The sequence below is a fragment of the Pseudoalteromonas sp. T1lg10 genome (assembly GCF_002964545.1).
Taxonomy (GTDB): Bacteria; Pseudomonadota; Gammaproteobacteria; order Enterobacterales; family Alteromonadaceae; genus Pseudoalteromonas.
Map to the genome: position 1 here is coordinate 12,349 of NZ_PQBV01000025.1, position 25,695 is coordinate 38,043.

The window sequence follows — 25,695 nt, forward strand, 5'->3', positions numbered from 1 at the left end:
AATAGGCGAATGTCAATATTGCAACAAAACTCAATCTCAGTATGATGCACAGCCCCGCTGGATCACCAGACTCGGTCGGGGCTGTAATGTATCAAGCGGAGCGTAGTACCTAGCATGAAGAAGTTGCTTATCTCGCCATCAAAAATGGCGCTGGCAGAACAAGAAAGTCAGATTTATCAGAATATCCTCAAACAGGCGGCGGACATTAGCCTTAACCTGATGGCGGTAAAAGTAGAGAACCACCCTGAAGACTTTCTCGGCTGGGCCTACGAGCTGCTAGAAGTGGCCACCGAGCGCCTGAACTTTGATTTACTTGAGCCAACGCAACTGCCCACGGTCAAAAAACTACAATCCCAGCTAAAGGATGCGATTAGCTTTTTACAGCTAAAAACCCTGCGTATTGCCCCTTGGCCGGTGATCTGCGCCTACCTTGAACAAAATAAAGAAGGTGTATTGCTGGCTGAGCACCTGAGCTTGGCCGAGCATATTGCCAGCATTAAAAGCACGCCATTACAGGAAATGAGCAAGGAAGACCGCTTGGCCTTTATCGGCAAGCACACCGCCGCTCACGACCCGGCTGTGTATCGCTTCGATGTGGAGTTCTTTGCCGGCATCAAAAACAACAAGGCCTTTGCGCAAATTCTTGACGACCAACCGCAGGCGGTCGAGGCGGCACTGGCACATATCCCCCTCACCGACGAGGTGAACCTAGAGCACTACCAGGCCTTTGTGCTTGCGTACCTGCAACTATTTACCGGCAGTGATGACAAGCCAACCCTGGCCCCGGCCACCCGCCTATTGGCGATGCGCCGCCCCGATGTGTTCACACCAATCACCAATAGCAAAAGCGATATCCTGTGCGCAGCACTCAATGTGGCCAGGTTGAATAACCGCGACTTCGAACGCTACTGGCAAGATATCGTTTGCACCCTGGCCCGCCAGCCTTGGTTCGCCATGGCGCACGGAGACAACGAGCAGGAACAGCGCTTGGCCGATATTAAGGCCCTGCTTCCGTGTCTGTTCTACTACTTCGATAAAAACGCCATGGAGCAATCCAACTACTTTAAGCTGTTACATAAGCCTAAGGCGAGTCCGGCCAGCGCCAATAGTACGGCGAGAAAGCGCTCAAAAGAATCGGCGGCCATGCTGGTTGACCGTGCCCTGGCCGAAGAAGGCATTCCCGAGCATATTCGCGCAAAACGTGATTCGATTATCAGTGAAGTGGAAAAAGGTCGCAGTGTTGCGGATACCATTAGCTTGATGCGGGCGATTTTTGGGTAATCTGTAACTTTTTGTCGGGCGACGAGTGACAGACTCCACAACAAAAGCCGATTTCTCCAGCGCGAATCAAAACGGGAGATCGATACCTGTGGGTCAGGTTTCAACCTGTGTTGTGTGGCTTGGCCGCACGTAGGTCGGTGCTCTGCGCCGACAAAGATGCTTTTGAGTAAATTTTGCCGAGTCGCCGACTGTGGTTTTGACTGATAGATCTTGTCGCGTTGGCGACGACAACCAAAGAGGGAGTGATTCGACTCCCTCTTTGGAAACTCCGCGAACCCGTGATTCGCTAATGCTTACGAACTCAGCGTTTTGTTAAACGTTCCGCTTAGTCATTGATGCGATTTAACAGCACCTCCCTGTACTGATAAATCTAGCTCGGCATCGTGCCTCGCTATCAATGACAGACTCCACAACAAAAGCCGATTTCTCCAGCGCGAATCATAACGGGAGATCGATACCTGTGAGTTTTGAGATTTCCGATAGGACGCTAAGTACCATTAGCGGACGGCAGTAACGCCTTTAGCAGCGGCACGAAAAGCGGCCAGGCTTTTTGTGTCCGTTGCCTAAACTTGTTAAGTGTTTATCAAAAAAAAACTATATTGCTGCATCTCTCTGTTTCTTTATATTGAGGAGTTCGCGCTTTGAGCTCTTAAAACCGATAGCACCAAAGCACAACCCTTTTATTTCTTCTTTGAATGCGTAGCAAACCTTGGATTTTTCCTCAAACTCTTTAAGTATATATTCTTTTCCTTTTTGGCTTTTAGCAAAAAATATTGGACTGCATGTCGCCATTGCATACATAGCCAAACTTAACGAGAGTTTTATTTACATACATAAAAGACTCACCTTTCTTAGATTTGCTATTTAGGTCACAGCTTGAATTAACTGTAAGCAATGATATTTCTGGAAAATTTCTATCATTAATACTCAGAATTGCTTTTGAACCACCATTTTGGCTATAAAATACTGGATTGTTAGAAGGTAATTTCTTCCAGTCCGGTGCAGCAGTAGTTTTTTTATTTTTGGATATTTTGCCAAAATCGCATTTTTATTTGAATGCACCATATCAATAACAGAGGCTAAGGCATTGCATTCGAATGGCTTTAGCTCTATAGATTTTTTAGATAGATTATTTTCATGCGTGTCGTCTAGTCCTTCGCTGCCCAGAAAGGCAACTACTTTTCTTTGAGTGGCATTGGAGTCCCAGCACTTCTTATCTAAGCCATTATCATAAGCCGCCTTTATATATGCAGCAGCATCAGAATAGCTATTAATGTTCACATTCAGCTCATTAGCGTTAGCATAATGAGTAGATAAACTGATTAGAAATAGAATTAATAATACTCTGATCATGATGGATACTCTTTTTTACACTTAACATGTTTATAGCGAGCTAATCGCGCGTTTTTCTACCGAAACATTACTCGATTTTATAATTGGTCTATTTGTATCAAACAATGTAAGCTGCTGCCACGTTTAGACTTTATTAACTATAAAAATATTATGCCTAGGATAAAAACGAGCGTTTTGGTCGTTTTCCTGAATATGCACGCTGTTTGCGTTAACCTAAATTGAAACGCAGATGTATCAGCCTAATCCCGTTAAATTTGCGCTTTCGATCTCGGCTTTTGCTGCGAAGCGTGGCTAAGGCAGCGAGGCATGGCTGAAAGCGGAAACAAGAGAGTGAACAATTTCACTCTCGCCGCTTGAAGGTGACGAGCTCTGCGATAAGCGGGGCGACGAGTGACCGAAGCACCGCTTCGCAGCGCGAGGAGATGGAGGCATGTATGCCGTAACTTCGTCACGAACAGGAACCCAGCTTCATGGACGAATTACTTGCATCCAAATTAATCACTCCCTCTTTGGGCGCCATCCCCGGCCTTTCACTGGCTCAAGGCGTTCGCTTGCTAAAAATAGTCCACCGGACTATTTTCTTAACGCGCTCACCCACCGCGACAAGATCTTAATTTAACAACCAATGCCACCAGCAACACAAAACCAAACTAGAACCTCTATGCAGCAACATTGGTTAAAATGAGTGCAAAAGCATAAAATATGCACCACCAGAGTGCATCCGCACTCCCCCGCCCACCAGCCAACACAGCTCAAAATACCAACAAGCATCTGAAAAATAGTAACTTTTAAAAAATATTCCGTTATTGGCACACGCCTTGCCAACTAAGTATTTAACACAGCGTTACTACAGGAATGAGAAAATGAACAAAAAGAAATACGCGTCGGTGCTGGCTTTGTTGGCACTGTCCCTCACCTCGCTGGCCAGCCAGGCGGAAGTCACCGCCAATGTCGCCGCCAGTTCTAACTATTATTGGCGCGGTATTACCCAGTCGGACGATGGGGCCGCGGTATCCGGTGGCATAGACTACGCCTCCGACACCGGCTTTTATGCTGGCACCTGGCTGTCGAATATCGATTTCGGCGATGCTGCCAGCACCAGCTATGAAATGGACTTGTACGCGGGCTTCGCCGGTTCAATCGACGACATAGGCTACGATGTCGGCTATATCTATTACGCCTACCCGGATGCCGAGGGAGATATTGGTTTTGGTGAGATCTATGGCTCGGTGAGCTGGCAATGGCTCAGCGCCGGTGCCAGTTACCTGGTCAATGCCGAAGGCGATGCCACCGACGAAGAAGACATGCTCTACCTTGAGCTCAACGCCAGCTTTACCATTTTAAAAGATACCGAACTGGCGCTTCACTTCGGCCATTCCAGCGGCGATACCGTGGAGGAATGGTACGGTGAAGACGACAGTTACATAGATTATGGCGTCAGTATCAGCAAGTCAGGCTTTACCTTTGGTCTGCTGCAAACCGACCTGGACGCGGATGATGATTTAAAAGCGTATGTATCATACAGCTTAGACTTTGAGCTGTAAGGTAAAAGTCATACCCTCTTATTGTTGCTGCAAACCGGGGCCGTAAGGCCCTTTATCTTTTCTGTTTGGCATCTAAAGCCATTTTTGCCACTATAATCTTGCCAATCAGTAAGTTTACTAAGGCTGCCTGTGCCGAGTTTCTATTTTCTGCTTTATTTACTCTTTATTCAGTGGCAACAGGCCGTGCTGCCGGAGCCTTTGCCTGCGTCTCCCTTTAGTGCCGACTCACCCCAATCCTGCGTTGCGCTATTAACCCAGCCCGGTGAGCCAGTCAGCATGCCCTTGCCGGTATCGGAACTCAGACTGCTCAGCTGGAATATTTATAAGGCGGCCAAGCCTGAACTACTGGCAGATCTGCACGCCCTGTCAGAGCAAAGCCATATTATGCTGCTGCAAGAAGCCATCACCGATGAGGCGCTGTTACAACTCAAGCCCCATACCCGTTTTTCGCCAGGCTACAAGGGCCTCAACCAGCAAACCGGGCTGGCCTTGCTAAGCGACTGGTCGCCCCAGCTTTATTGTCGTTTTTATCAGCGGGAACCTTGGTTGCGTACCCCCAAAGCATCGAGTATCAGTCGCTATCCTTTGGCTAATGGTGACTCCTTATTGCTGGTGAATATGCACGGCATTAACTTTACTCTTGGCATCAGCGACTATAGGCAACAGCTGGAGCGGTTAACGGGATTAATCAAGCTTCATTCCGGGCCGGTGATCTTTGCCGGAGACTTTAACAGTTGGAGTCGCGCGCGCTGGCAACTGGTGCAAGGGCTGCTGAGTGAACTAGATATGACAAGGGTCAGTTTTACACCGGATCATCGTACCCGGGTGTTTGATTTACCCCTAGATCAAATATGGATAAGAGGCGTGACCCTCACCTCGGCGCAAACGCTGGAGCGCACGAGTTCGGATCACAACCCTCTCTTGGTGTCTGTGCATATCACCACCGAGGAACCCGGCGGTGATAAACAGCCTTAGAGTTTCTTGATGTTATTGGCGCTGTCTCTGTCGACCAGCTTCACCAGGGGGTCAACCCCGGCATAGCTCGGCTTCTTGTCCACATCCAGCTCCAGGGTATTTTCACCACTGGTGAGCTGATGCTTTTGCAGATAGATCACCGCGTCCTCGGCGCTCAACTTCTCTGGGTCCTCACTAAACAAGCCAATATCCACCAGCTGCGCCATGGGCTGCTCGGTTTCATTGCCCTTACCATCGGCAAATGCCTTCTTAGCCGTTACCGTTAGCGTGACCTTAAACTTACCATCGGCATCGGCCTGCTCGGCCACTTCTACCTTTTCTACGCCCAGCTCAAACAGGGTAATGCGCTTAAACTGATCATCGATAAAGGCCTGCTCCTGCTCATCGACATCCGCTTTGAGGTAAGACAACAAGTCCAAGGTAGTTGGATAAGGGTCGTCTTTATACTTAAAGGCCTGTAAAAATGCCTTTAACGCCTCATTGGTGCGCTCTACACCAATGCGATCGGCGATGGCCATCATCACCACAGAACCCTTTTGATAGTGCAGGTATTGCTGGTTCTCCGAACGATACAGCGGCATTTCTTCATGGGCTTCACGGGTCCGCCCTTGCAGGTAGCGATCCAGCTCATACTTTAAGAACTTACGCAGCTTTTGCTCGCCATACTTTTCACGCAACACCTGAATCGCACTGTATTGCGACAGGGTTTCGGAAATAACCGCCGAACCTTGTACATCGGCGGCACCCACCTGATGACCCCACCACTGGTGCGCCACTTCATGAGCGGTAACATAATAAGGCGCATCGATATCATCCGGGTCGCGCAGGTCGGTGATAAAACCGATATTTTCAGAGTAGGGCACGGTATTGGCAAAGCTTTGCGCAAACGAACGATAGCCGGGGAACTCCAAAATACGTAACTGCTTATGCTGGTACGGGCCAAAGGCCTGGGTAAAGTAGTCGATAGAGTCCTTGGTGGACTGGATCATGGTATCTATATTCCAGGCATGGTCGCTATGATAGTACACCTCGATATCTATGCCCTTATACTCTTCCTTCTTCACCTCAAGCTGGGCCGACATAATGTTGTAGAAGTGCACCATGGGCGCATCCATCTCATAACGGAAGGTACGGCGTCCACGCTCCTCGTCTACCTCTTCATGTTGCAGGTAACCGGGCGCGATGGCGAATTGATCCAGACTCGTGCTAATGGTGGCGCTAAAGTCGATAAAGCCCACACCCTGACCAAAGAAGCTTTGCTGGTAATAACGGCTGTCTTTAAGATCATGAGCACGCTCCAGTTCCGGCAGGCCGCGCTTACGACGTTCATTACGGTCTTGCAGCTCATAGTCACCACGGTAACCAAATACCGGGAAGAGTTCATAGTTATTGATAAAGGTTCCATTCTCAACCAATTGGGTATCAAAGCCACTGTTCTTAAAGCCCTGATGTTCACGTACTACAGACATTTCACCGCTGCGGGTTTCGCCTGGCTGTAACGGGGTATCAAATTCATACCACCAGGATTTGAACTCGCTGAGCTCCTCCCCTAGATGTCCTCCTTCAAGCTTAAGCTGCCACTGGGAGCTAAATCTTGGCTTGCTTACAAGAAAACGGCTGATTGGCTGCTCACTGGTATTGGTAAACTCCACCTCGGCCTTGGCGAGCATGCGACGTTCCTGCGGGTAAATATCCGCAGTCACATCCACCTTGGTAATCGCGGGAATAGGAGCATCCTTATACTGCACCAGTTGTTGCTCGTACTGGGCGCGCAGGTCTTCGCTCTGATCTTGGGTTTGGTAATCGTTCAACACCCGGGTGTTGTGATATATCCAACTGCCGCTGGCAACAAAGATCACCAGACCAAAGGTCGCTACCAGCTTACCCTTATTCCCTAGGTGATAACCCAGCAAACGCAGGCGCGACAGCAGCGTCTGCTGCGGACCTCGGTGCCACAGGCCATAGCCTAGGGCCGCTAAGACCAGGGTTAAACCCAGCCAGTATAAGTTGTACCAGTGCACTGCGGTTAAGAAGTGACCATAGGTATTCAAATCGGAATAAGGTGCCGCCGGCGAAGAGGCAAAGCGATACATATTATGGCTAAAACCGTAATTGCTAAGCACCATGTTCACGGCGTAATAGATGATAAACAGCAGCATGCCCACGTATTTATTCGGGCTGATCACCTGGAAGAAAAACGCCAATATGGTGGTCATCACCAGGGGCACCATGGTCAGGTAACCAAGGCGGAACAAATACTGGCTCAGTTCAATATTAAACTGCCCCTTCACCAGCTGATAGGTAATGGTAAAGAGCATGCCAGCGCTGTAGAGCAGCACCAATACCGTGGTGATAGCCAACAACTTTGACGCCCAAAAAACCAGGTTATGGGTGGGGTAAGAGTCGATAATGTCACCGAAGTTAGAATTGCGCTCACGCCACACCACCTCGGCACTGTAATACACCAGGATGATGATCATAAACATGCCCATCACTCCCTTGATCAGCGGGATCATCGCCTGCGTCAGCGGCCAGTTTGAGGTGCCATACCATTGACCCGGCACTAACAAGGGCGAGATCAACATAAACAGGGTCAGCGCCGCGAGAATCATAAAGGGCGCGCTAAAGACCACCTGTACTATCTCGAAGCGGGTACGCAGTAAAAACTGGCTTTTAGTGCTGATCTGAGACGGACGCACGGCAATCTTATTGCTAAGCGCCTGCTGCGCGCGTTTAAGCATAGAGGGTGAAGCCTGCTGCGGCTTTTTATCCTTGGCACCGCTCTGATAACCGCCCTTTAGACCCATGGTGACAAAGAGCACCAGGGCAACGCTTAACCAAATCAAACGGTTATAAAGAACATTGCCTTCCAAGGCCAAGGTTTGCGTGTCTTTTTCTGCCACCGTCCAATAGCGGGTAGCATCCATAAAGGCACCAAAACCGAAGGGGTCGAACAGTGCGGCCCATAAGCGGAATTCCGGTTGCTCGAAAAACACCGACACCACGTTATAACCAATAAAGAGCACCACGGCGGCAATATATACGGCCATCATGGTACGAAAGCGCAGCGCCGCCACATGGCAGCTTACCGCCATCACCAGGAGGGTTGGCACCGCCAGGATCACAAAGGGCTGCAGGTAATATTGCAGCTTGTTGGGGGCCAGTAGCTCAGGGTCTAACCAACCTACCAAAGAGCCGAACCAGGTACCGAGGAAGATCCCTAGCGGCACAAAGGCAAAAACCAGCACGGTGACACAAAAAGCGCCAAGAAAGCGGCCGAGGTGATAACTGCGCTGAGCTATGGGTTTGCTGTATACCAGCTCAGCCATATGTTCACTGTCGTTGCGTATAGTCGAGGAGGCGACAAAGTTCACCACGGCAAACAGGGCAAAGATCAATAGCACCGCCATCATCATTAAGATGGTATAGGGACTGTTGGCGTTCACATTGCTGCCACCTATTTGCACCTTGTCGGAAACTGTGGCAAAAAACGCCAGCAAAAAGAACAGCAGGCTGGACACATAGAATGATGGCTGGCGCACAAAATAGCGCAGCTCAAAGGTGAGCATTTTTAACAACATAACCCCTCCTTAGGCCGATGCTGTCAGGCGTTGCTGATGCAAGGTCGAGAAGTACACGTCTTCCAGATTACTGGCCACGGTTTCAAAGCCTTCCGGAGCCTGCTCGGCAAACACATGCAATATGGTGTTACCGGCAAACAGACGCTTAGAAATCACCGGCAAATTTTGTTCAAGCTCTTGTGCTTCTTGCTGGGTGACCACTTCTTTACGCCAGATACGGCCGTTAAGCTGTTGCGTCAGGTCGATGGGGTTGCCCTTAAGAAGGATTTCGCCACCGGCCAGTACCGCCATGTTCGGGCACAGCTCGCTGACATCATCAACGATATGGGTAGAGAGGATCACCACCTTTTGCTCACCCAGGCTCACCAAGAGATTATGGAAACGGTTACGTTCCTCCGGGTCAAGCCCGGCGGTGGGTTCATCGACAATCAACAGATCCGGGTCGCCAAGCAGCGCCTGGGCAATACCAAAACGCTGGCGCATACCGCCGGAAAAGCCACTCACCGACTTAGACTTATGTTGATATAAATTAGTATGGGCGAGCAGACCTTCCACTACTTCTTTACGCTCTTTGGCCTGGTCTAGGCCTTTAAGAATGGCCAGGTGGTCGAGCAGCTCATAAGCGCTAATACGTGGGTACACACCAAAATCCTGAGGCAGATAACCTAAACGGCGACGAATTTCCTGAGGCTGGTTGAGCACATCGATACCATCGAAGGTGATGCTGCCACCGTCGGCACTTTGCAGTGTCGCTATGGTTCGCATTAACGATGATTTACCCGCGCCATTGGGGCCCAAAAGACCGAACATGCCCTTGGGGATATCTAAGTCCACGCCCTTTAAAGCCTGCACACCATTGCTGTAGGTTTTGGTAAGACCTTGAATTGTTAGCACCTGATTGTCCTTAAATTAGCTTTATTATTATAAAGTTACTCTTATATCACATGGCTAATTAGGTACAAAGGTGAAGTAAATATTAATAATGTAAATATTTATGAATGAAGATACCCAAGAGCACCGACAGCGGTGATCTTGGGCATATCTATAAGGCAGGCTATAGCCTTGGTGGTTTGGCATCGATAGCGATTTCATCGCCAGGGCGCAGGCCGCTCAGTACTTCAACCTGATCGCCTATCACTCGTCCAAGGCGCACATAGCGACGCACCAACTGCTTATTCTCCACCACTAAGACCATATCGAGCTGGCCATAGCTGTGCACATACTGCGGCGAGATCATCACCGCCTCATGCTGAGGCAAGGGCAGCTGTAACTGGGCGTAAAGACCGGGCAGCAACTGCGCGTTTTTAGGGGCTGCCATGCGCACCAGTAGCGAGCGTGAAGCACTGTCGGCGGCGGGTACGATTTCTACTAATTCGGTGGCCTCGCTGACACCCAAGGCCGGGACCTCCACCTGGCGCATATCACCCAAGCGCAGATTGACCGCCTGGCGCTCACGCACCGCAAATTCCAGCTGTAACTGCTGCGGGTTGTATATGGCCAATAAGTCGCGACCCGGCGTTGCTGTGTCGCCCGGCTCGGCAAAGCGCTCTACCACACGCCCGGAAATAGGCGCGGTAATGGTGGCATAACCCAAGGCAATTTGTGCCTGTTGCTGACGCTGCCCCGCCTGTTGCAAGCTGGCGGATAAATTATCATGATTGGCGGTGGCCGCATCTATATCGCTTTGCGCAATAAGTCCCTGGGCAAAAAGCTCCTTTGCGCGCTGTAATTGCTTCTGCGCCTGGGTGAATGAAGCCTGCAGCGCCTGCACCTGGGCCTTGGCCTGTTGCAATTGAGTGGTTAGCTCCTGCTCATCGAGACGGATCAGCACCTGGCCCTGCTCCACCATATCGCCGGCACGCACGGTAATTTGCTCAATTTGCGCCATCACCCGTGCCGCTACCTTGGTATTTTGCTGGGCAATCACCTGACCGGGTACGGCCTCATAAGCAACTACCGGCTCGCTGCCAACGCGCTGGGTTTGCCCGCTGTAGGGCGCAGGCGCCTGTTTTGTCCCCGGCGCCAGATGTTGATCCAGCACCCCGGAAAACCAAATTATCGCAGCGACTAAGAAGCCGACTACAAGGACAATCACTAACTTAGGTTGCATGCGTGTGTTCCTCATCAGCAAAAACCAGGTAGTACACTAGCGGCACCACCAGCAGGGTGAATAAAGTAGAAGCAATAATGCCGAAAATAATGGCGATAGCGAGGCCGCTAAACACGGGGTCAAAAACAATCACTATGTTGCCCAACAAGGTGGTGCCCGCGGTCAATAACACCGGGCGCATACGCACTCGTCCGGCGGCCACCAAGGCCTCCTTAATGGCCATGCCCTGAGCCCGAGCCTGATTAATAAACTCAACCAAAATGAGTGAGTTACGCACCACAATGCCGGCCAGGGCTATCATGCCTATCATGGCCGTAGCAGTGAATAACACCGGCTCTGGCGCACCGGCAACCTGGCGCTCGCCAAACTGATTCAGCAGCCAAAAGCCGGGCATAATGCCGATCACCGTCAAGGGAATGGCCGACATAATGATCAGGGATAAGCTCATGGAGCGGGTTTGCACACGCAGCAGCACCAGGATGGCGGCCAGGGCAAAGGCAAAGGCAATGCCCATATCGCGAAAGACATCTATGGTAATGCGCCACTCCCCCTCGCCACTGAATGACACATCAACGCCCGGGGGCAACTGCCAGGCTGCACTGCCGCCTGGGTTAAAGAAACTACGTTGCTGCCAAGATACCGGCTCCACTTCCTCTGGGCCACGGTCGGCACTGATATCGGCGATCACTTCCGCCGGAGTGCGACCGTTAAGCTCGGCGGTGACATAAATCACCCGTTTAAGATCCTTACGCATAATGGCCTGCGGTCGTGGCTCAAGATGAAACTCACCCACCTCGGACAAAGGCACCAGGGGTTGCGGCGCGCTCACCAGACCGAGATCGTTACTGGTCTGGCTAATTTGTCTTTGCCCCTTCACCTGCAAGGCCAATAAGTGGGCCTGGTCGCGCTGGGCATAGGGAAGCGAGACGCGAATGGGCAGCATTTTTGCCTCTTCGGTCACATACAAGGCGCCCACTTCTCTGCCCTGCACCGCCACAGCTATGGCATCGACCACATCTGAGGTACTCAAGGCAGACAGCGCCGCCTTGGTTTTATTGGTGACAAAACGCAGTTGCTGCTGCTGACGCTCCAAGGTGCTATCTACCTCCACCACATGGGGCTCCTGGCGCAAACGCTGGGCAATTAACTCGGCACCAAGACGATGTTGTTGCTCACTCACAAAGGGCTCGGCATAGACTTCGGCAACCAGGGTACTAAGTACCGGCGGCCCGGGCGGCACTTCGATCACCTTGATGCTGATACCCTTATTGGCCAGTGGCGCCAACTGTTGGCGCAAACGCAATACCACGGCATGGGACTGATGCTGACGCTCGGTTTTATCGCGTAACAGGATGCGTAACTCACCCAAATGATCGCCATAGCGGCGATAATAACCCCGCACCATGCCATTAAAGTCCATACTTGATGGCTGACCGGCATAAGCGGCTATGGTTTGCACCTCGTTCAACTGCCAGCTTAGCGCCTGCACCTTGCTCAGCAGCGCCGAGGTATCCTCCAACGAAGTGCCTTCGGGCATATCCACCAAGACCTGTACTTCACTCTTGTTATCGTAGGGCAATAACTTAAGCGGCACCGCGCGCAACAAGGGTAAACAGGCACTGAATACAAACAAGACCAACACCACCAGCAGCATCAGCTTGGCACGACTGCGGCGCAGTAAAAAGTAGTCCAGCATCCGGGTATAGAGATTGGCGGCCTGGGCTTGTTCGGCCACCTCATCGCCCTTGGGCTTAAGAATTTTCATCGCCAGCCAAGGGGTTACAAAAAACGCGACTAATGTAGAAAGCGCCACACTGATCGGCACGTTAAAGGCCATGGGTGCCATATAGGGCCCCATCATCCCGGTTATAAAGGCCAATGGGAAAAAGGCCACCATAATGGTCAGGGTCGACATCAACAAGGGCGTGCGAATCTCCGCCATGGCCCCCACTATGCGATCCTGCACACTGCCTTGATGGCTAAAGAAGCGGCTGATGTTATCGATACCGGTGATCGGATCATCCACCAACAAGCCCAGGGCCAAGATCAAGGCAAACAGGGTCACTCGGTTAATGGTGTAGCCAAAGGCCCAGTCAAAACTCAGGGTCAGGCCATAACAAATGGGCAGGGCCAAGGCGATCACTATGGCCGGGCGCCAGCCCAGGAACACACCAATAAAGAGCACGACCGTGACTATGGCAAATACCAGGCTGGCCCCCAGGTTATTGACCTTTTCATTGGCGGTTTGACCATAATCGCGCAGCGTCACCACCTTAACCTCGGGCGGTAACAACTCATCTTGCAGCTGTTGCATTTGCGCATGAACATCGCGAGCCACCGCCACGGCATTGGCACCGGCCTGTTTCGCCACACTCAGGGTAACCATGGGCAGTTGGGGCTGACCATCCTGGGTTTGCAACCATTGATAATGCTGCGCCTCACCGGGGCCATCGATTATGCTGGCAACGCTGTCGAGGCGCACCGCCTGACCATTCACCACATTGACCACCAGGGACTCAAGCTGCTCCAATGAGCGCAAGGCATCGCCGCCTTGTACTTGCAGGCGCCAGTGTCCCTGAGCATCTTTGACCTTACCCACATCCCGCAACTGGTTAGCCACGCTTAGGGCATAAAGCACATCCGAAATCGTCGTTTTATGGGCATTAAGGGCGGCGCTGTCGAGATAGATATTGGCGCTGCGGGTACGCCCGGTGATCACCTTAACCTCACTGGTGTCTTCGAGCCGTTGCAATCGGGTTGCCAGCTCCTGCGCCATGCGTGTCAGTTGATAATCGTCGTATAACTGCGGCGCCGAGCTGTATAAACCCAGCATGACGATGGCCACATCATCCACTTCTATGGGTTTAATTTGCCACTGGCGTACCACCGCCGGCATGGTGTCCTGATAGGCATAAAGCTTGGCATAGGTATCAATCAGCGCCTGCTCGCGGGAATGACCGACCTCAAACCGTAAGGTACTGACCAGGCGGCCATTTTGGGTGGCCGAGTAAATATGCTCAACGCCCTTTATCTGCGCCAGCAGCTTTTCCAGCTCCACTGTCACCAGGCGTTCGACCTCTGGGGCTTCTATATCACTGACATCAACCAGGATATCGAACATGGGCACAACAATTTGCGGCTCTTCTTCGCGGGGCGTTTGCTGCAGTGCAAAGGCGCCGGCCACCAAGGCGATAATAAAGATAAACAAGGGCATTGGCCCACCCAGGCTGGCCCTCACTCCTCTATCTAACCAAGTCACGGCCTACTCCTCACAAAACAGCGTGTACAGGGTGTTGAGTACGGCCCGTACCTGGTCGTTGCACAAGCTATAATAAATGGTCTGACTCTCACGGCGGGTACTCACTATGTTTTCCTGCCTCAGTACCGCCAAGTGCTGAGACAAGGCGGACTGGCTTAAGGGCACACTTTCATTAAGCTGAGAAACACTGAGCTCACCTTGTTGCAGGCAGCAAAGAATCATCAGCCGATTTTTATTGGCCAGCAGTTTTAGTAAGGCTTGAGCCTGCTCGGCATTGTCTGCCATTTTCATCAGGTCCACGAGTTCCCCCGGTTAAGCTAGAGAATTGAAGTATGCAAATCAGTATAGAAGCTAACATTAGCAAAGTCTAATATTAACTATTGCTAAATTAGATTTTGCTAATATAATTAAATTGAACAAATTACCAACAAGGGGCTTACCATGAAAATACCCGCCGCACTCAGATTGATCGCTGGCATCATGATTTTATTGTCGCTATTGTTAACTTATCTGGTCAGCCCAATGTGGCTGTGGTTTACCGCGTTTATCGCCGTTAACCTGATCCAATCGGCGTTTTCCGGCTGGTGTCCAATGATGGCCTTACTACGCAAATTAGGCATGGAGGAATAATATGCTCACCCCAATCCCAGACTTACTAAAAACCATAGTTCCCAAGCAGCGCCGCGTTGATGCGCAACAAGCCAAGGCGGAGCTGGCCGAGAACCACGGCCTGTTAATTGACGTGCGTGAGCCTGCCGAGCACGCTACCAAGGCGGCTACTGGTGCCATTAATATTCCTCGCGGTGTGCTGGAAATGAAGCTGATGGAAATAGAAAAAGACGCCAGCCGTCCTATCTATTTGCACTGTGCCAGCAGCGCCCGCGCCACCTTAGCCGCCGAGCAACTCACCCGGGTCGGTTATGAAAATGTCACCGTGATCAGCTGTAAGGCCGAGGAGGTATGTAGCGTCTTCTAGTTGACATGCTTGTCACCGAACAGTAACACTGGTCGGATAAGCTCTGCATCATAAAAAAATAACAGGTACAAACCAATGCAGTTTACTCGTAGACGTTTTTTAAAAGCTTCGGCAGCGGGATTTGGCGCTGCCGTTTTATCTCTTGGCCTAAGCGGCTGTGTACTCGACAATGACAGCGACGAAGAACAGATTAATGTTAGCTTCGACCATGGCGTAGCCAGCGGCGATCCCCTTAACGATAGCCTGATAATCTGGACTCGCGTGACGCCCAAAGACCCAAGCGTTACTCGCGTAAAGGTACAGTGGCAAGCGGCCACCGACGCCAACTTTGAATCCCTGGTTCATGATGGCCAAACCGAGGTGAGTGCGGACACCGACTTTACCCTGAAGGTCGATTTACAAGGGCTGGATGCCAACACCACCTACTATTATCGCTTTATTTCCTACGGTATCACCTCGGCCACAGGTAAGGGTAAAACCCTGCCCGTCGGCGACATAGATCAGGTTAAACTGGCGGTACTTTCTTGCGCTAACTACCCGGCCGGTTATTTCCATGTGTATGGCGAAGTCGCCAAGCAGGAAAACCTAGATGCCATCCTGCATCTGGGTGATTACATCTATGAATATGGTGCCGGCGGCTATGCCAGTGAAGACGCCGCAGCCCTTGGCCGCGAGCTAGCCAGCGACAATAACGAAGAAATTATTACCCTGAACGACTACCGTAAACGTTACGCCCTGTATCGTCAGGATGCGGATCTGCAGGCGGCGCACAGCCATTGCGCCTTTATCACCGTCTGGGATGACCACGAAATCAGTAATGATACCTGGCACAGTGGTGCTGAAAACCATGATGATTCGGAAGGCCCGTTCGAAGAGCGAAAAATGCAGGCGCTGCGCGCCTATTTTGAATGGATGCCAATCCGCAACGTCGCCGACAAAGAAAAAATCTATCGTCGCTTCGATTTTGGCAACCTGGTTTCTTTGTACATGCTCGATACCCGCGTCTTGGCACGTGATGAACAACTCAGTTACGGCGACTTTGACCTCACCACGGCCGCAGGCCAGTACGACTTTGCCAGCGCCATTGGTGCTCCAAGCAGGACCTTACTTGGTGGCGAGCAGCTTACCTGGCTTACCGACGGTATCAGCACTTCAAGCCAGCAATGGCAGGTATTAGGTCAACAGGTATTGATGACCAAGATGCACCTGCCCGCCGAGGTGATGATGTTATTGGCCGCGGTGCAAGGCACCCTGGCTCAAGGTGGCGACACCGCGCCGCTATTGGCACAGGCCAACATTTTATTTGCCGAGCTGGCACAAATTAAGGGCCGCATTTTAGCCGGCGACCCCAGCGTCACCGAGGCTGAGCGCGCTCGTGTAGAAACTGTATTGCCTTATAATCTGGATGCCTGGGATGGCTATGCCTATGAAAGGGAAGTAATTTTAGGCACAGCCCTGGCGACGCAGAAGAATCTGGTGGTGCTGGCCGGTGATACCCACAATGGCTGGGCGGGACAACTGCGTACCGACGCTGCCAACCCCATCGCCGGTGATCAGGCCGCCGGGGTCGAATTTGCTACCGCATCGGTTTCATCACCGGGTATTGAAGAGTATTTGTCACTCAACACGCAAGACCCACAAGCCATAGCGCAAATGGAACAGGTGATTGCCCTGCTGATCGATGATCTGAGTTATAACAACCTGGTAAACCGCGGCTTTTTGACCGTGACCTTCAGCGCCGCTGCGGCGCAGGCACAATGGCATTATGTTGATACCATCAAGGCACGCGCCTACCAGGTCAGCGCCGAGCGTGGCCAACAACTACAGATGCTGGCCGGCAACCCTCAGCTGCTACCACTGAGTTAAGTCTCTGACGAAGTCTCTGACGGAGTCCCTGACGAAGTCTCGGACGATGCCGTAGGCGTGGCCTTCGGCTCTTGCTCAAGGCGCGCCAAACGCGCGTCTATGCGCTCCACCGCATCGACCAGGCGTTGCATAAGCGCCTGGTTATCTTGATTAGTGCCGCCTTGCGCGGCGCTTTGTCCATGATGGTGCTCACCCTGCTGTGTTGCGGCTCGTTCCTTTTGCGTTAAAATCGCTTCGCGAAAATGATGCGCATCCACCACCCCAAGCAAGGACACCAAGGCTCCCGGCCCGGACTGTCCGGCGGTTTCAAAACTTAACCTATGCAAGCCGAATACTCGCATCAGCGGGCCCTGAGTCATGGCCACATCGGTAATTTTATCAAGCGGAATGGATTTCTCCTCACGCACCCAGATACCACGCTTCACCACCAGCTTCTTTTCACTTAAGGTCGCCGACATGGCCGCCAAAATGCGCCCACCAAGCCACCATACCAAGACAGCGACAATGGGCAGTAAGGCGATGCCAAACAAGGTGATACTGGCCACTAGCAACCAAATGGTCAGCCAGTATTGCTTAACCTTGGGGTCAAACTGGGCGGTGTTTAAAATCGTTTCGCTACTCATCATCAAACTCCAAGCGATAATCGAATTCATAATGGTGCACACCCTTATCGATACGAATACGCATCAGCCCAGATAGACCACGCAATTCGCCACTGGCGGAGTCAGGCACCACTTCGAGGACGAGTCGGTCCTGGCCCTGATTCATGGTACCGAAGTGCTGCAGCACAAAGCTGCCTTTTCTGCCATCCAGGGTACCGGTAACCTGCTCGATGGCAACATAACCGGCGGAGCCTTGTACCACAGTCATGGCGCTCAACATCTCTCCCTGGCTAATGCCATGCAGATCGCCGCTAAAGGTTTTGTCTATCGACATGCGCCCAAGGTTAATGCCGTCGACGCCGGTGGCATAGGCATCCTGGGGGTTTAGTGTCACGGTAAAGGTGCCGATCGCGTTCATAAGTAAACCTGTTAATGATTGTTTTATGTTTATTAGTATATAAAAAAAGCCCGCAGTTCAATGCGGGCTTTATCAATAGTTATTCGACGTTTCGTCGCAGCTCTTTAAAATGGACACGCTGCTTAGCGTCAAGCTGAGCGTTGGCCTGCCATTGCAACCACTGCTTGAGGGCGATGGACATCTGCAAGGAATAGTCGAGCGAACGCCACTGCTTGGTATCATCATCGGCATAATTGGGCGCATTGCTGTCATGCATCAAGTTAACCTTCTGGCCCTGTTCATTGACCACCATCATGTTAAACGACTCTCCAGCACCCACATTGGTAAAATAAGTCGCATCCACTGTGTCAAACGCCACCTGATACTTCACTTGGGCGCTGTCACCGCCTCTGTCGATTCCGGCACTGGTGCTGCTGATCAGCGGCGCCACACATTGATGGGTTTGATCGCCGGAAAACTGCGACAACAAAGGGGGTGTATCGAAGTTTTTATCCGGTACCGAAGCGCTGCCATGGCACGACATACAGGAGCTGTTGCTGTTATCGGCAGGACCATTGAGGCGCTGATTGCAGCCCAGGTGTCCAGGCGCTCGCATGCGTCCTGAGCCCGCGTATTTGTTCAGCTCATCAACGCTGTCCCAAATAATTACCGCCTCTTTAAAGCCATTTTCTCGGGGTGCCTGAGGGTAACTGATGGCATAGTGACCAGCGGGCGGTGTGTCATTACCCCACATCATGCCGAGCAGGCTGATGCGCTGCCATGGGTTTTTCTCTTTCGCTTTACGCAGGCCATCGGCGACGAAGGTGCCATAGACCCATCCCGTATCGCGAGCACGGCTGTCTTTGACGGCAAAATCGAATTGCAGCAGCTTTACATCACCCCATTGAGCATAGCTGCGCGGGCATTGCTGACTTTCTTCCTGCAAGGTGCACTCGTGACGATTGCTATCGCTGGGCTTACAGGCGCAAAAAGCCGGATCGGAAATATTGGCGTCCCAGCTGGGCATATTGGTCAATATCGGCAACTGTGCCACGGTTGAGGTATTAAATAAGGGCTTGGCGATCACCGCGCCCTCATCAAAGCGAATATTGTCGCTTGGCACCTTAGCACCGCCGTCTTGCCACACCTGCCCCAACGTATAAGCCGCGGTCGCATTGTAAATAGCCACCGCCCACATGGTAGATTGATCGGTGCCGGTGCCCGCCTGCACCGAGAAGGTCACCGGCGCTTCACGGGTTAAGCCATGGGTAAACTCCCGACCCGACATGGCATCATAGGTTTGAAACGGCATATGGAACCAGGGGCGCACCTGGTTTTCGCACACATCGAAGTCTTCCCTGTCCTGGCGCTGCACATTACCGGCGAGAATATAATCCATCACCGCCTCACTGTAGGCCAGCGCCAGCTTATACTTGTCTTTGGCGCTGGTGCCCTCGGCAAACAAGGCGTCGAAGCGTTTATCCCGCCAGGCCTGCGCCTGTTTATCGTCAACTGGCTGGCCAGGGAAGGCATCGGATAACTGAAACACCTGACCAGCGTAGGCCTGATTAGGCACATTGGTCAATGTTTGTCCCGCCCACATTGGCTGAAAATTCGGGTCCTGCCAATAGCTGGGATACTGGCCCTGACAGGTGTTGATGGATTGATACTGCTGATTATAAATCGGCTCGTTACGCCAGTCGGCCAGCGCCGCCGTGCTGGTCAGAGACATGGCCCCGACGAACGCACATAGGGCACGAGATAGGGTGTTTACCTGCTTCATTATCATTCCTTTTTATTAGTTGATTTTAAATTGATAGCCATTAAAGCTTAGTCGCAAAAATAAAAGGCGTTATTACATTTGCTTACGCCGCTCTGTTACACTCAAATGGACAATTCAATCTGGTACCCCCATGGCTGCATCCAATACCGAAACATCCATTAATGAGAAAAGTGCACTGCGTCACTTACGACCGATTTTCCGCTTTCTTTTACCCTACAAGTGGGTGGTGGCCGCTGCGCTATTTGCCTTGGTACTCACCGCAGGCATTAACCTTTCCCTGGGTCAGGGCTTGAAGCAGGTGATAGACCAGGGTTTTATCGCCGGCTCCATGGAGCAATTGCGCGGCTCGGTCTTTTTATTGATCAGCTTGATTGCATTGATGGCGGTAGGCATCTTTTGCCGCTTTTATCTGATGTCCTGGCTTGGCGAACGGGTCAGCAGCGATATTCGTAAGGCAGTGTTTGCCCGCATTCTCGCTCTGCACCCCAGTTATTTTGAAGAAAATCGCAGCGGCGAGATCATGTCACGCCTGACCACGGACACCACCTTGCTGCAAAGCATAGTCGGCTCGTCCTTATCCATGGCGCTGCGCAGCACCCTGATGCTGATCGGCGGCGTCATTATGCTCTTTATCACCAATGTGAAACTCACCCTGATAGTGCTCTTATGCGTACCCATGGTGCTGCTGCCCATGAAGCTTTTTGGCCGTCGGGTGCGCACTTTGGCCAGCAGCTCACAGGATGCCATCGCCGATATCAGCACTTATGCCGGCGAGGTGATGCAAAACATCAAAACCGTGCACAGTTTTAATCGCCAAGGCAGTGAACTGGCCGCCTTTGACGGCGAGGTTGATAAGGCTTTTGCGGTAGCTAAAAAGCGCATTATGCAGCGCTCTTTTCTTATCGCCTTTGTGATCTTTATCAGCTTTTCCGGCATCAGCTTTATGCTCTACAGCGGCGGTGTCGATGTGCTTAGCGGGAAGATGTCCGGCGGCGAACTGGCCGCCTTTGTGTTTTACGCCATAGTTGTGGCCATGGCGGTGGGTACGGTGGCGGAAATTTATGGTGAGCTGCAAAGAGCCGCCGGCGCGGCCAAACGCCTGATTGAATTACTGGAAGTGCAAAGCGAAATTCTTGACCCGACACAGGCACAAAGCCTGAATACCCAGGCTCAGGCTGATGTTATCGAATTTACAGACGTCAGTTTTCATTATCCTTCCAGGCCACAGCAAAGCGCCCTATCGGTCTTTAACTTAAAGATCACCCAGGGCGAAACTGTAGCCATAGTCGGCCCTTCCGGCGCCGGCAAAAGCACCCTGTTTGAACTGCTGCAACGCTTTTACGATGTCAGTGCCGGCAGCATTCGCCTGCATGGCACGGATATCCGCGAGCTTAGCTTGCATGATATTCGCGAACAAATGGCCATGGTAGCCCAGCACCCCGTACTATTCAGCGCCGATGTTTATCACAATATTGCCTATGGCAAGGAAGGAGCTACGCAGGACGAGGTGAGCGCCGCCGCCAGGCAGGCCTATGCCGATGAGTTTATCGAGCAGTTACCCGATGGCTACCACAGCTTTTTAGGAGAGCGCGGAGTGCGTTTATCCGGCGGGCAAAAACAACGTATTGCCATTGCCAGAGCCATACTCAAAGATCCGAAAATTCTGTTACTTGACGAGGCTACCAGCGCCCTTGATGCGCAAAGTGAGCACCATGTACAGGCGGCATTAACCGAACTGATGAAGTCGCGTACGACCCTGATCATCGCCCATCGCTTAAGTACCGTGATGCACGCCGATCGAATTGTGGTAATGGATAAGGGGAAGGTGGTTGCCAGCGGCGATCATGCTAGCTTAATGCAACAATCACCGCTGTATCGAAAGCTTTGTGAGCTGCAGTTTAATCAGCCCAGCGCCTCCGCTTAGTTTTGTACGTTAGGTACGATTTGAATTTCTACGCGACGGTTTAGAGCGCGGCCATTTGCCGTGCTGTTGTCGGCGATAGGACGGCTTTCACCGTAACCCTGAGTACTGATACGCGCCGCCAGGATCTGGCTGTTCACCAAGTAGTTTTTCACACTTAGCGCACGCTGCTCAGACAGATTTTGGTTGTATTCGCTGCGACCCGTGCTGTCGGTATGACCTTGTACACTTAGGTAGGTTTTCTCGTACTTGTTCATCACGCTGGCGATGGCATTCAGAGTGTCATGAAAACCGCTTGAGATGTACGACTGCTCGGTAGCAAAGGTAATGTTTGACGGCATTACCAGGCGAATGTTGTCGCCTTCACGCACAACTTCAACACCAGAACCGGCTAGCTCATCACGAAACGCCTGCTCTTGGTTATCCATGTAGTTACCTACCGCGGCACCGGCTAGTGCACCGATAGCGGCACCGATGAAGATACGCTTATCATCATGATCGCCTGTGGCTTTACCTAATACCGCACCGACACCGGCACCGATACCTGCGCCTTTTTGCGTATTGGTTGCCTGACAGCCCGTTAATAACAATGCCACTGAGGTTAGTGCCACGACAGGAGTCAAAGTGTTTAGTCGTTTAGCCATGATTTATTTTCCTATTATTTGTCCTATTGGGGGATGGTAACAGATTTGCATGAACTTACGGTTAAAATGGTGCCAGTAAAAATGATTTATTGCACTAATTTCAATGGTCTTGTTATCAATACCTGGCGATCGGCGGCAGCGCATAAGGCTTCACCAGCTCAGTTAGCTGACCTCCTTCGGCAAGGTCCTGGTATAAAGAAGTGATTTGTTTTGCCTGGGACGTCTTGGCAAAATCGCGACTGTAGGCCATATAGCCAAAGATCGAATCGCGATACTGATAAGGCTGCTTAACCAATTCGTGCATGGGCTGCTGCAAGATGCTCATGGCATGCTCGGCGGTATCTTCAACCCCAATAAATAAATCCACCCGGCCCTTTAGCAGCATTTGCACCGCCACCTGCTCCGAGGTTACCGGCACCTTGATGATATCCCGGTCTTTATCGAAACGGGCAAAGTGCGCCGCTCCGCGCATCACTGCAATACGCTTGCCGTAAAGATCTTCGTAATCGGTGATTTCTATGCCGTTGGCGCGCAAGGAATAAAAACGAAAAGATGAGTGCAGCGCCATATAAGCGGGAGGAACAAAGGTCAGTCCCTGCTCGCGCTGCTTAGTACGAATAAGGCCGCCCATAATATCGACCTCGCCCTGCTCCAGCATATGCACGCAGCGCGAAAAGGGGCAAGGGACCACCTTAAGCTCAAGCCCAAGCTCATCGGCGATGGGCGTAAGAATATCGAGCAAGAGGCCTTTAGCCTGAGCGCCATGGGTAGAACTATAAGGAGGCGCATGATCTATAGCGACGGTAATTGTGCTGGCTTGCACAGCGGCCATGGGAATGAACAGCGATAATATTAGTGGCACCCAGCACCCTGTGCGCGTCTTCATAACAACCTCAATGTTGTTGCAACCAAATGGAACACCTCTATAGTGTCACATAATCTACACAAGCTCTAAGTATAATGAAACTATGAAATTGTTATCCATCTTCTACCAGTTCCTGTTGCTTGGTTGCACTAGCTTTGGTGGCCCGGCGGCACACCTGGGTTACTTTCAACGTCACTTTGTGGAAAATAAAAAGTGGCTGACTCAGCAGCAATACGGGCATTTTATTTCCCTTAGTCAATTGCTTCCCGGACCGGGCAGCTCGCAGGTAGGTTTTGCCATTGGTGTAGAGCGCGCCGGTTTAGCCGGGGGGATCGCCGCCTTTATCGGTTTTACCCTGCCCTCCATGCTGATCATGGTGCTGCTGGCATTGGGAGCACAACAGCTGCCTTGGGCCACTACGGGGCTGATCACCGGGCTTAAATTGTTCGCCGTGGTGATTGTCGCCGATGCAGTGTTTAGCATGAGTAAAAGCTTCTGCCGCACCTGGCATACCCGGGCGTTGGCGTTACTCAGTGCGGGTGCCCTGATATTAATCCCCAGCCTGTATACCCAGTTATTGATCTTGGTGCTGGCGGCGATCTGGGGGGCTTGGCAACTGCAACCCTTTAAGGATGAAGGCACAACGCAAGACGCAGACAAAGCAAGCACAGGCCTTAGCAAGCTACCGCTGCTGCTTTTTGCCCTGCTGTTTATCCTGAGTTTCGCCGCCACGGGTGAGTTGTGGCAGCTCAGCGCCCAGTTTTATCAGGCGGGCTCTCTGGTGTTTGGCGGTGGGCATGTAGTGTTGCCCCTACTCGATACCATATTGACCGATGTGGATGCCGACAGCTTTTTAACTGGCTATGCGGCGGCGCAGGCCATTCCCGGTCCCATGTTTACCTTTGCGACTTATCTCGGTGCTGTCTTAGCGCCTTCAACCCCCTTGTTGGGCGCCTTAATTGCCACTTTGGCCATTTTTCTACCCGGCTTCTTACTGGTGCTGGGGTGCGCCCGTCATTGGCAAGCGCTGATGAGCAACCCCCTGCTGGCCGGCGTAAGCACTGCCATCAACGCTACTGTGGTCGGTTTTATTTTGGCGGCGCTCTATAACCCCATAATTCCCGCTGGTGTAACCCAGTGGTGGTACGTTGTTTTTGTCGCCTTGGGATGGTGGTGGTTGCAACGCTTTAAGCCACCTGTGCTGATGCTGATTGCCGTCTTTGCGGCGCTGGGACTGCTGTTAGAACAATTGCCGCACTGATGAGGCTGAGTTTTTGAAATGCGCAACTAAAAAGCCCGGCTTGCCGGGCTTTTTAGATTAAATGCTTAAGGTTATTCGGCTAACTAGAGCCATTCATTTGCCCGCTTACGCTCTGATAAGGCCTAAGCTCAAAGATGGGCAGGATCGCCAGCAGATGATCCATAATTTCCGCCTGAATATGCTCGTAGGAAATCCAGCGCTTGTCGGCACTAAAGCAATAGAATTCAATGGGCAGACCATGGTTCAAGGGCTGTAACTCACGCACCATCAGGGTCAGGTCCTTATTGATACGGTCGTGCTGTTTCAAATAGCCCTCGGCGTAACGACGAAACAGACCCAGGTTGGTGACCTTATCCGGCAAGGATGTGGTGTTGATATACTCGCACAGCTGCAATGTTTCCTCTAGGCTTTGCTGCAACTCGTCATCGGCGATACGGATACTGTTCATATCTATATTGAGCGAGCGCTTAATACGGCGGCCGCCGGACTCCTGCATGCCGCGCCAGTTTTTAAACGAGCCGGAGACCAGGGTATAGGTCGGCAAGGTGGTGATGGTGTTATCCCAGTTGCGCACCTTCACGGTATTCAAACCCAGGTCGATCACCTCGCCATCGGCGCCATAGCTGTCTACCTGAATCCAGTCACCATAGGTCACCAGACGGTTGGCGGCTATTTGTATGCTGGCCACAAAACCTAAAATAGTGTCTTTAAACACCAACATGGTCACCGCGGCAATGGCACCAAAGCCGGAGATAATATAGGTAGGTGACCTTTCCAGCAGCAGGGCAAAAATTAAAATCGCACAGATGATGAAGGTGATCAGCTTAACCAGCTGAATTAGCCCCTGAATCGGCACCTCGCGGGAGAATTCAAACTGGTTATAAAGCGCACCGCCTATGCTCACCATGCTGCTGACGATAAAACCACCGTATACGATAAGCAAAATCTTCACGCAGGAATGGATAATATCCAGGTAAAGTTCGGGGATTTGCACCACGGTTTGGAAGGAAGCCAGAAAGGCAACACAGCAAATAAAGCCGGCCAAACGACGGTTCAATTTAATCAACAGCGGCTTCAAGGCCGAGGTACGCTGTGGTGCTATGCGCATCATCAGGCTTTGCAGCGCCGGTAACATTAAACTACTTAAAAAGAAGTACAGCAGGATAATGGCCATCAGACCAATACCCGTCGCTGAAATCGTGCTTAGCAACTCGGCACGCTCGGTGTCGGCGAATAAGGGCTTAAGCAATTTTTGTAAATGACTTTGGGTCATAGCT

At 51.7% G+C, this 25,695-nt stretch carries 21 protein-coding genes; 8 read left to right on the plus strand and 13 right to left on the minus strand.

The window, feature by feature from the left end:
- The first annotated feature begins 114 nt into the window (after positions 1–114).
- On the plus strand, positions 115–1,281 hold the full coding sequence (locus C2M17_RS08085) for a hypothetical protein (RefSeq protein WP_105200326.1): 1,167 nt from the start codon (positions 115–117) through the stop codon (positions 1,279–1,281).
- Between the two features lie 594 nt (positions 1,282–1,875).
- Here C2M17_RS08085 and C2M17_RS08090 read toward each other — a convergent pair.
- Complete coding sequence (locus tag C2M17_RS08090; protein WP_105200327.1) at positions 1,876–2,082, minus strand: hypothetical protein; 207 nt, start codon at positions 2,080–2,082, stop codon at positions 1,876–1,878.
- 126 nt (positions 2,083–2,208) lie between these two features.
- Entirely contained in the window at positions 2,209–2,634 is a 426-nt protein-coding gene (locus C2M17_RS08095; protein WP_105200328.1) for a hypothetical protein, read from the minus strand.
- A gap of 863 nt (positions 2,635–3,497) precedes the next feature.
- On the opposite strand from C2M17_RS08095, the gene C2M17_RS08100 reads away from it, so the two are divergent.
- Complete coding sequence (locus C2M17_RS08100; protein WP_105200329.1) at positions 3,498–4,178, plus strand: TorF family putative porin; 681 nt, start codon at positions 3,498–3,500, stop codon at positions 4,176–4,178.
- 129 nt (positions 4,179–4,307) lie between these two features.
- On the plus strand, positions 4,308–5,153 hold the full coding sequence (locus C2M17_RS08105; RefSeq protein ID WP_105200330.1) for an endonuclease/exonuclease/phosphatase family protein: 846 nt from the start codon (positions 4,308–4,310) through the stop codon (positions 5,151–5,153).
- Here the strand turns inward: C2M17_RS08105 and C2M17_RS08110 are convergent.
- The 5 genes from C2M17_RS08110 to C2M17_RS08130 form a co-directional block, all read right to left on the minus strand.
- Positions 5,150–8,734: an ABC transporter permease/M1 family aminopeptidase gene (locus C2M17_RS08110; RefSeq protein WP_105200331.1), complete on the minus strand. Its 3,585-nt coding sequence runs from the start codon at positions 8,732–8,734 to the stop codon at positions 5,150–5,152. The genes C2M17_RS08105 and C2M17_RS08110 overlap by 4 nt on opposite strands.
- 9 nt (positions 8,735–8,743) lie before the next feature.
- Complete coding sequence (locus C2M17_RS08115; protein WP_105200332.1) at positions 8,744–9,628, minus strand: ABC transporter ATP-binding protein; 885 nt, start codon at positions 9,626–9,628, stop codon at positions 8,744–8,746.
- Between the two features lie 160 nt (positions 9,629–9,788).
- Positions 9,789–10,844 carry an efflux RND transporter periplasmic adaptor subunit gene (locus C2M17_RS08120; RefSeq protein ID WP_158683762.1) on the minus strand — a complete coding sequence of 352 codons (1,056 nt, stop codon included), beginning with the start codon at positions 10,842–10,844 and terminating at the stop codon, positions 9,789–9,791.
- The gene (locus C2M17_RS08125) at positions 10,834–14,103 is read right to left on the minus strand and encodes an efflux RND transporter permease subunit (RefSeq protein WP_105200334.1); all 3,270 of its coding nucleotides are present in this window, start codon (positions 14,101–14,103) and stop codon (positions 10,834–10,836) included. Before C2M17_RS08125 ends, C2M17_RS08120 begins: the two co-directional genes overlap by 11 nt.
- Before the next feature lie 3 nt (positions 14,104–14,106).
- Positions 14,107–14,394: an ArsR/SmtB family transcription factor gene (locus C2M17_RS08130; protein ID WP_233997945.1), complete on the minus strand. Its 288-nt coding sequence runs from the start codon at positions 14,392–14,394 to the stop codon at positions 14,107–14,109.
- 150 nt (positions 14,395–14,544) lie between these two features.
- Here C2M17_RS08130 and C2M17_RS08135 point away from each other — a divergent pair, with 150 nt between their 5' ends.
- The 3 genes from C2M17_RS08135 (at position 14,545) to C2M17_RS08145 (ending at position 16,945) form a co-directional block, all read left to right on the plus strand.
- Positions 14,545–14,733 (plus strand): YgaP family membrane protein, encoded by a 189-nt coding sequence (locus C2M17_RS08135; protein WP_105200336.1) that lies wholly within the window; start codon positions 14,545–14,547, stop codon positions 14,731–14,733.
- Position 14,734: 1 nt separating this feature from the next.
- The gene (locus tag C2M17_RS08140; protein WP_105200337.1) at positions 14,735–15,079 is read left to right on the plus strand and encodes a rhodanese-like domain-containing protein; all 345 of its coding nucleotides are present in this window, start codon (positions 14,735–14,737) and stop codon (positions 15,077–15,079) included.
- A gap of 75 nt (positions 15,080–15,154) precedes the next feature.
- On the plus strand, positions 15,155–16,945 hold the full coding sequence (locus C2M17_RS08145; protein ID WP_105200338.1) for an alkaline phosphatase D family protein: 1,791 nt from the start codon (positions 15,155–15,157) through the stop codon (positions 16,943–16,945).
- Here C2M17_RS08145 and C2M17_RS08150 read toward each other — a convergent pair.
- The 3 genes from C2M17_RS08150 to C2M17_RS08160 all read right to left on the minus strand — a co-directional run bounded on the left by C2M17_RS08150 (position 16,942) and on the right by C2M17_RS08160 (position 19,727).
- A complete protein-coding gene (locus C2M17_RS08150) occupies positions 16,942–17,571 on the minus strand; it encodes a PH domain-containing protein (protein WP_105200339.1) in 630 nt (209 codons plus the stop codon). The genes C2M17_RS08145 and C2M17_RS08150 overlap by 4 nt on opposite strands.
- Positions 17,561–17,965, minus strand: a complete 405-nt coding sequence (locus C2M17_RS08155) for a DUF3224 domain-containing protein (protein ID WP_105200340.1) — start codon at positions 17,963–17,965, stop codon at positions 17,561–17,563. Before C2M17_RS08155 ends, C2M17_RS08150 begins: the two co-directional genes overlap by 11 nt.
- 79 nt (positions 17,966–18,044) lie before the next feature.
- Positions 18,045–19,727, minus strand: a complete 1,683-nt coding sequence (locus C2M17_RS08160) for a hypothetical protein (protein ID WP_105200341.1) — start codon at positions 19,725–19,727, stop codon at positions 18,045–18,047.
- 130 nt (positions 19,728–19,857) lie between these two features.
- Between C2M17_RS08160 and C2M17_RS08165 the strand changes: the two genes are divergently transcribed.
- Positions 19,858–21,651, plus strand: coding sequence for an ABC transporter transmembrane domain-containing protein (locus C2M17_RS08165; protein WP_105200342.1), 1,794 nt, complete (start codon positions 19,858–19,860; stop codon positions 21,649–21,651).
- Here the strand turns inward: C2M17_RS08165 and C2M17_RS08170 are convergent.
- Positions 21,648–22,292, minus strand: coding sequence for an OmpA family protein (locus C2M17_RS08170; protein ID WP_105200343.1), 645 nt, complete (start codon positions 22,290–22,292; stop codon positions 21,648–21,650). The genes C2M17_RS08165 and C2M17_RS08170 overlap by 4 nt on opposite strands.
- A 115-nt stretch (positions 22,293–22,407) precedes the next feature.
- Entirely contained in the window at positions 22,408–23,154 is a 747-nt protein-coding gene (locus tag C2M17_RS08175; protein WP_158677992.1) for a substrate-binding periplasmic protein, read from the minus strand.
- A 106-nt stretch (positions 23,155–23,260) separates the two neighbouring features.
- On the opposite strand from C2M17_RS08175, the gene chrA reads away from it, so the two are divergent.
- On the plus strand, positions 23,261–24,418 hold the full coding sequence (gene chrA, locus C2M17_RS08180) for a chromate efflux transporter (RefSeq protein ID WP_105200345.1): 1,158 nt from the start codon (positions 23,261–23,263) through the stop codon (positions 24,416–24,418).
- A gap of 79 nt (positions 24,419–24,497) precedes the next feature.
- Here chrA and C2M17_RS08185 read toward each other — a convergent pair whose 3' ends face one another.
- Positions 24,498–25,691 carry a mechanosensitive ion channel family protein gene (locus C2M17_RS08185; RefSeq protein WP_105200346.1) on the minus strand — a complete coding sequence of 398 codons (1,194 nt, stop codon included), beginning with the start codon at positions 25,689–25,691 and terminating at the stop codon, positions 24,498–24,500.
- Positions 25,692–25,695: the final 4 nt, after the last annotated feature.

Excerpts from the sequence above, each read along its gene's own strand:
- C2M17_RS08085 (WP_105200326.1), top strand. The coding sequence starts at position 115 with ATGAAGAAGTTGCTTATCTCGCCATCAAAAATGGCGCTGGCAGAACAA.
- C2M17_RS08090 (WP_105200327.1), bottom strand. The coding sequence starts at position 2,082 with ATGTATGCAATGGCGACATGCAGTCCAATATTTTTTGCTAAAAGCCAA.
- C2M17_RS08095 (WP_105200328.1), bottom strand. The coding sequence starts at position 2,634 with ATGATCAGAGTATTATTAATTCTATTTCTAATCAGTTTATCTACTCAT.
- C2M17_RS08100 (WP_105200329.1), top strand. The coding sequence starts at position 3,498 with ATGAACAAAAAGAAATACGCGTCGGTGCTGGCTTTGTTGGCACTGTCC.
- C2M17_RS08110 (WP_105200331.1), bottom strand. The coding sequence starts at position 8,734 with ATGTTGTTAAAAATGCTCACCTTTGAGCTGCGCTATTTTGTGCGCCAG.
- C2M17_RS08120 (WP_158683762.1), bottom strand. The coding sequence starts at position 10,844 with ATGCAACCTAAGTTAGTGATTGTCCTTGTAGTCGGCTTCTTAGTCGCT.
- C2M17_RS08130 (WP_233997945.1), bottom strand. The coding sequence starts at position 14,394 with ATGAAAATGGCAGACAATGCCGAGCAGGCTCAAGCCTTACTAAAACTG.
- C2M17_RS08135 (WP_105200336.1), top strand. The coding sequence starts at position 14,545 with ATGAAAATACCCGCCGCACTCAGATTGATCGCTGGCATCATGATTTTA.
- C2M17_RS08140 (WP_105200337.1), top strand. The coding sequence starts at position 14,735 with ATGCTCACCCCAATCCCAGACTTACTAAAAACCATAGTTCCCAAGCAG.
- C2M17_RS08145 (WP_105200338.1), top strand. The coding sequence starts at position 15,155 with ATGCAGTTTACTCGTAGACGTTTTTTAAAAGCTTCGGCAGCGGGATTT.
- C2M17_RS08150 (WP_105200339.1), bottom strand. The coding sequence starts at position 17,571 with ATGATGAGTAGCGAAACGATTTTAAACACCGCCCAGTTTGACCCCAAG.
- C2M17_RS08155 (WP_105200340.1), bottom strand. The coding sequence starts at position 17,965 with ATGAACGCGATCGGCACCTTTACCGTGACACTAAACCCCCAGGATGCC.
- C2M17_RS08160 (WP_105200341.1), bottom strand. The coding sequence starts at position 19,727 with ATGAAGCAGGTAAACACCCTATCTCGTGCCCTATGTGCGTTCGTCGGG.
- C2M17_RS08165 (WP_105200342.1), top strand. The coding sequence starts at position 19,858 with ATGGCTGCATCCAATACCGAAACATCCATTAATGAGAAAAGTGCACTG.
- C2M17_RS08170 (WP_105200343.1), bottom strand. The coding sequence starts at position 22,292 with ATGGCTAAACGACTAAACACTTTGACTCCTGTCGTGGCACTAACCTCA.
- chrA (WP_105200345.1), top strand. The coding sequence starts at position 23,261 with ATGAAATTGTTATCCATCTTCTACCAGTTCCTGTTGCTTGGTTGCACT.
- C2M17_RS08185 (WP_105200346.1), bottom strand. The coding sequence starts at position 25,691 with ATGACCCAAAGTCATTTACAAAAATTGCTTAAGCCCTTATTCGCCGAC.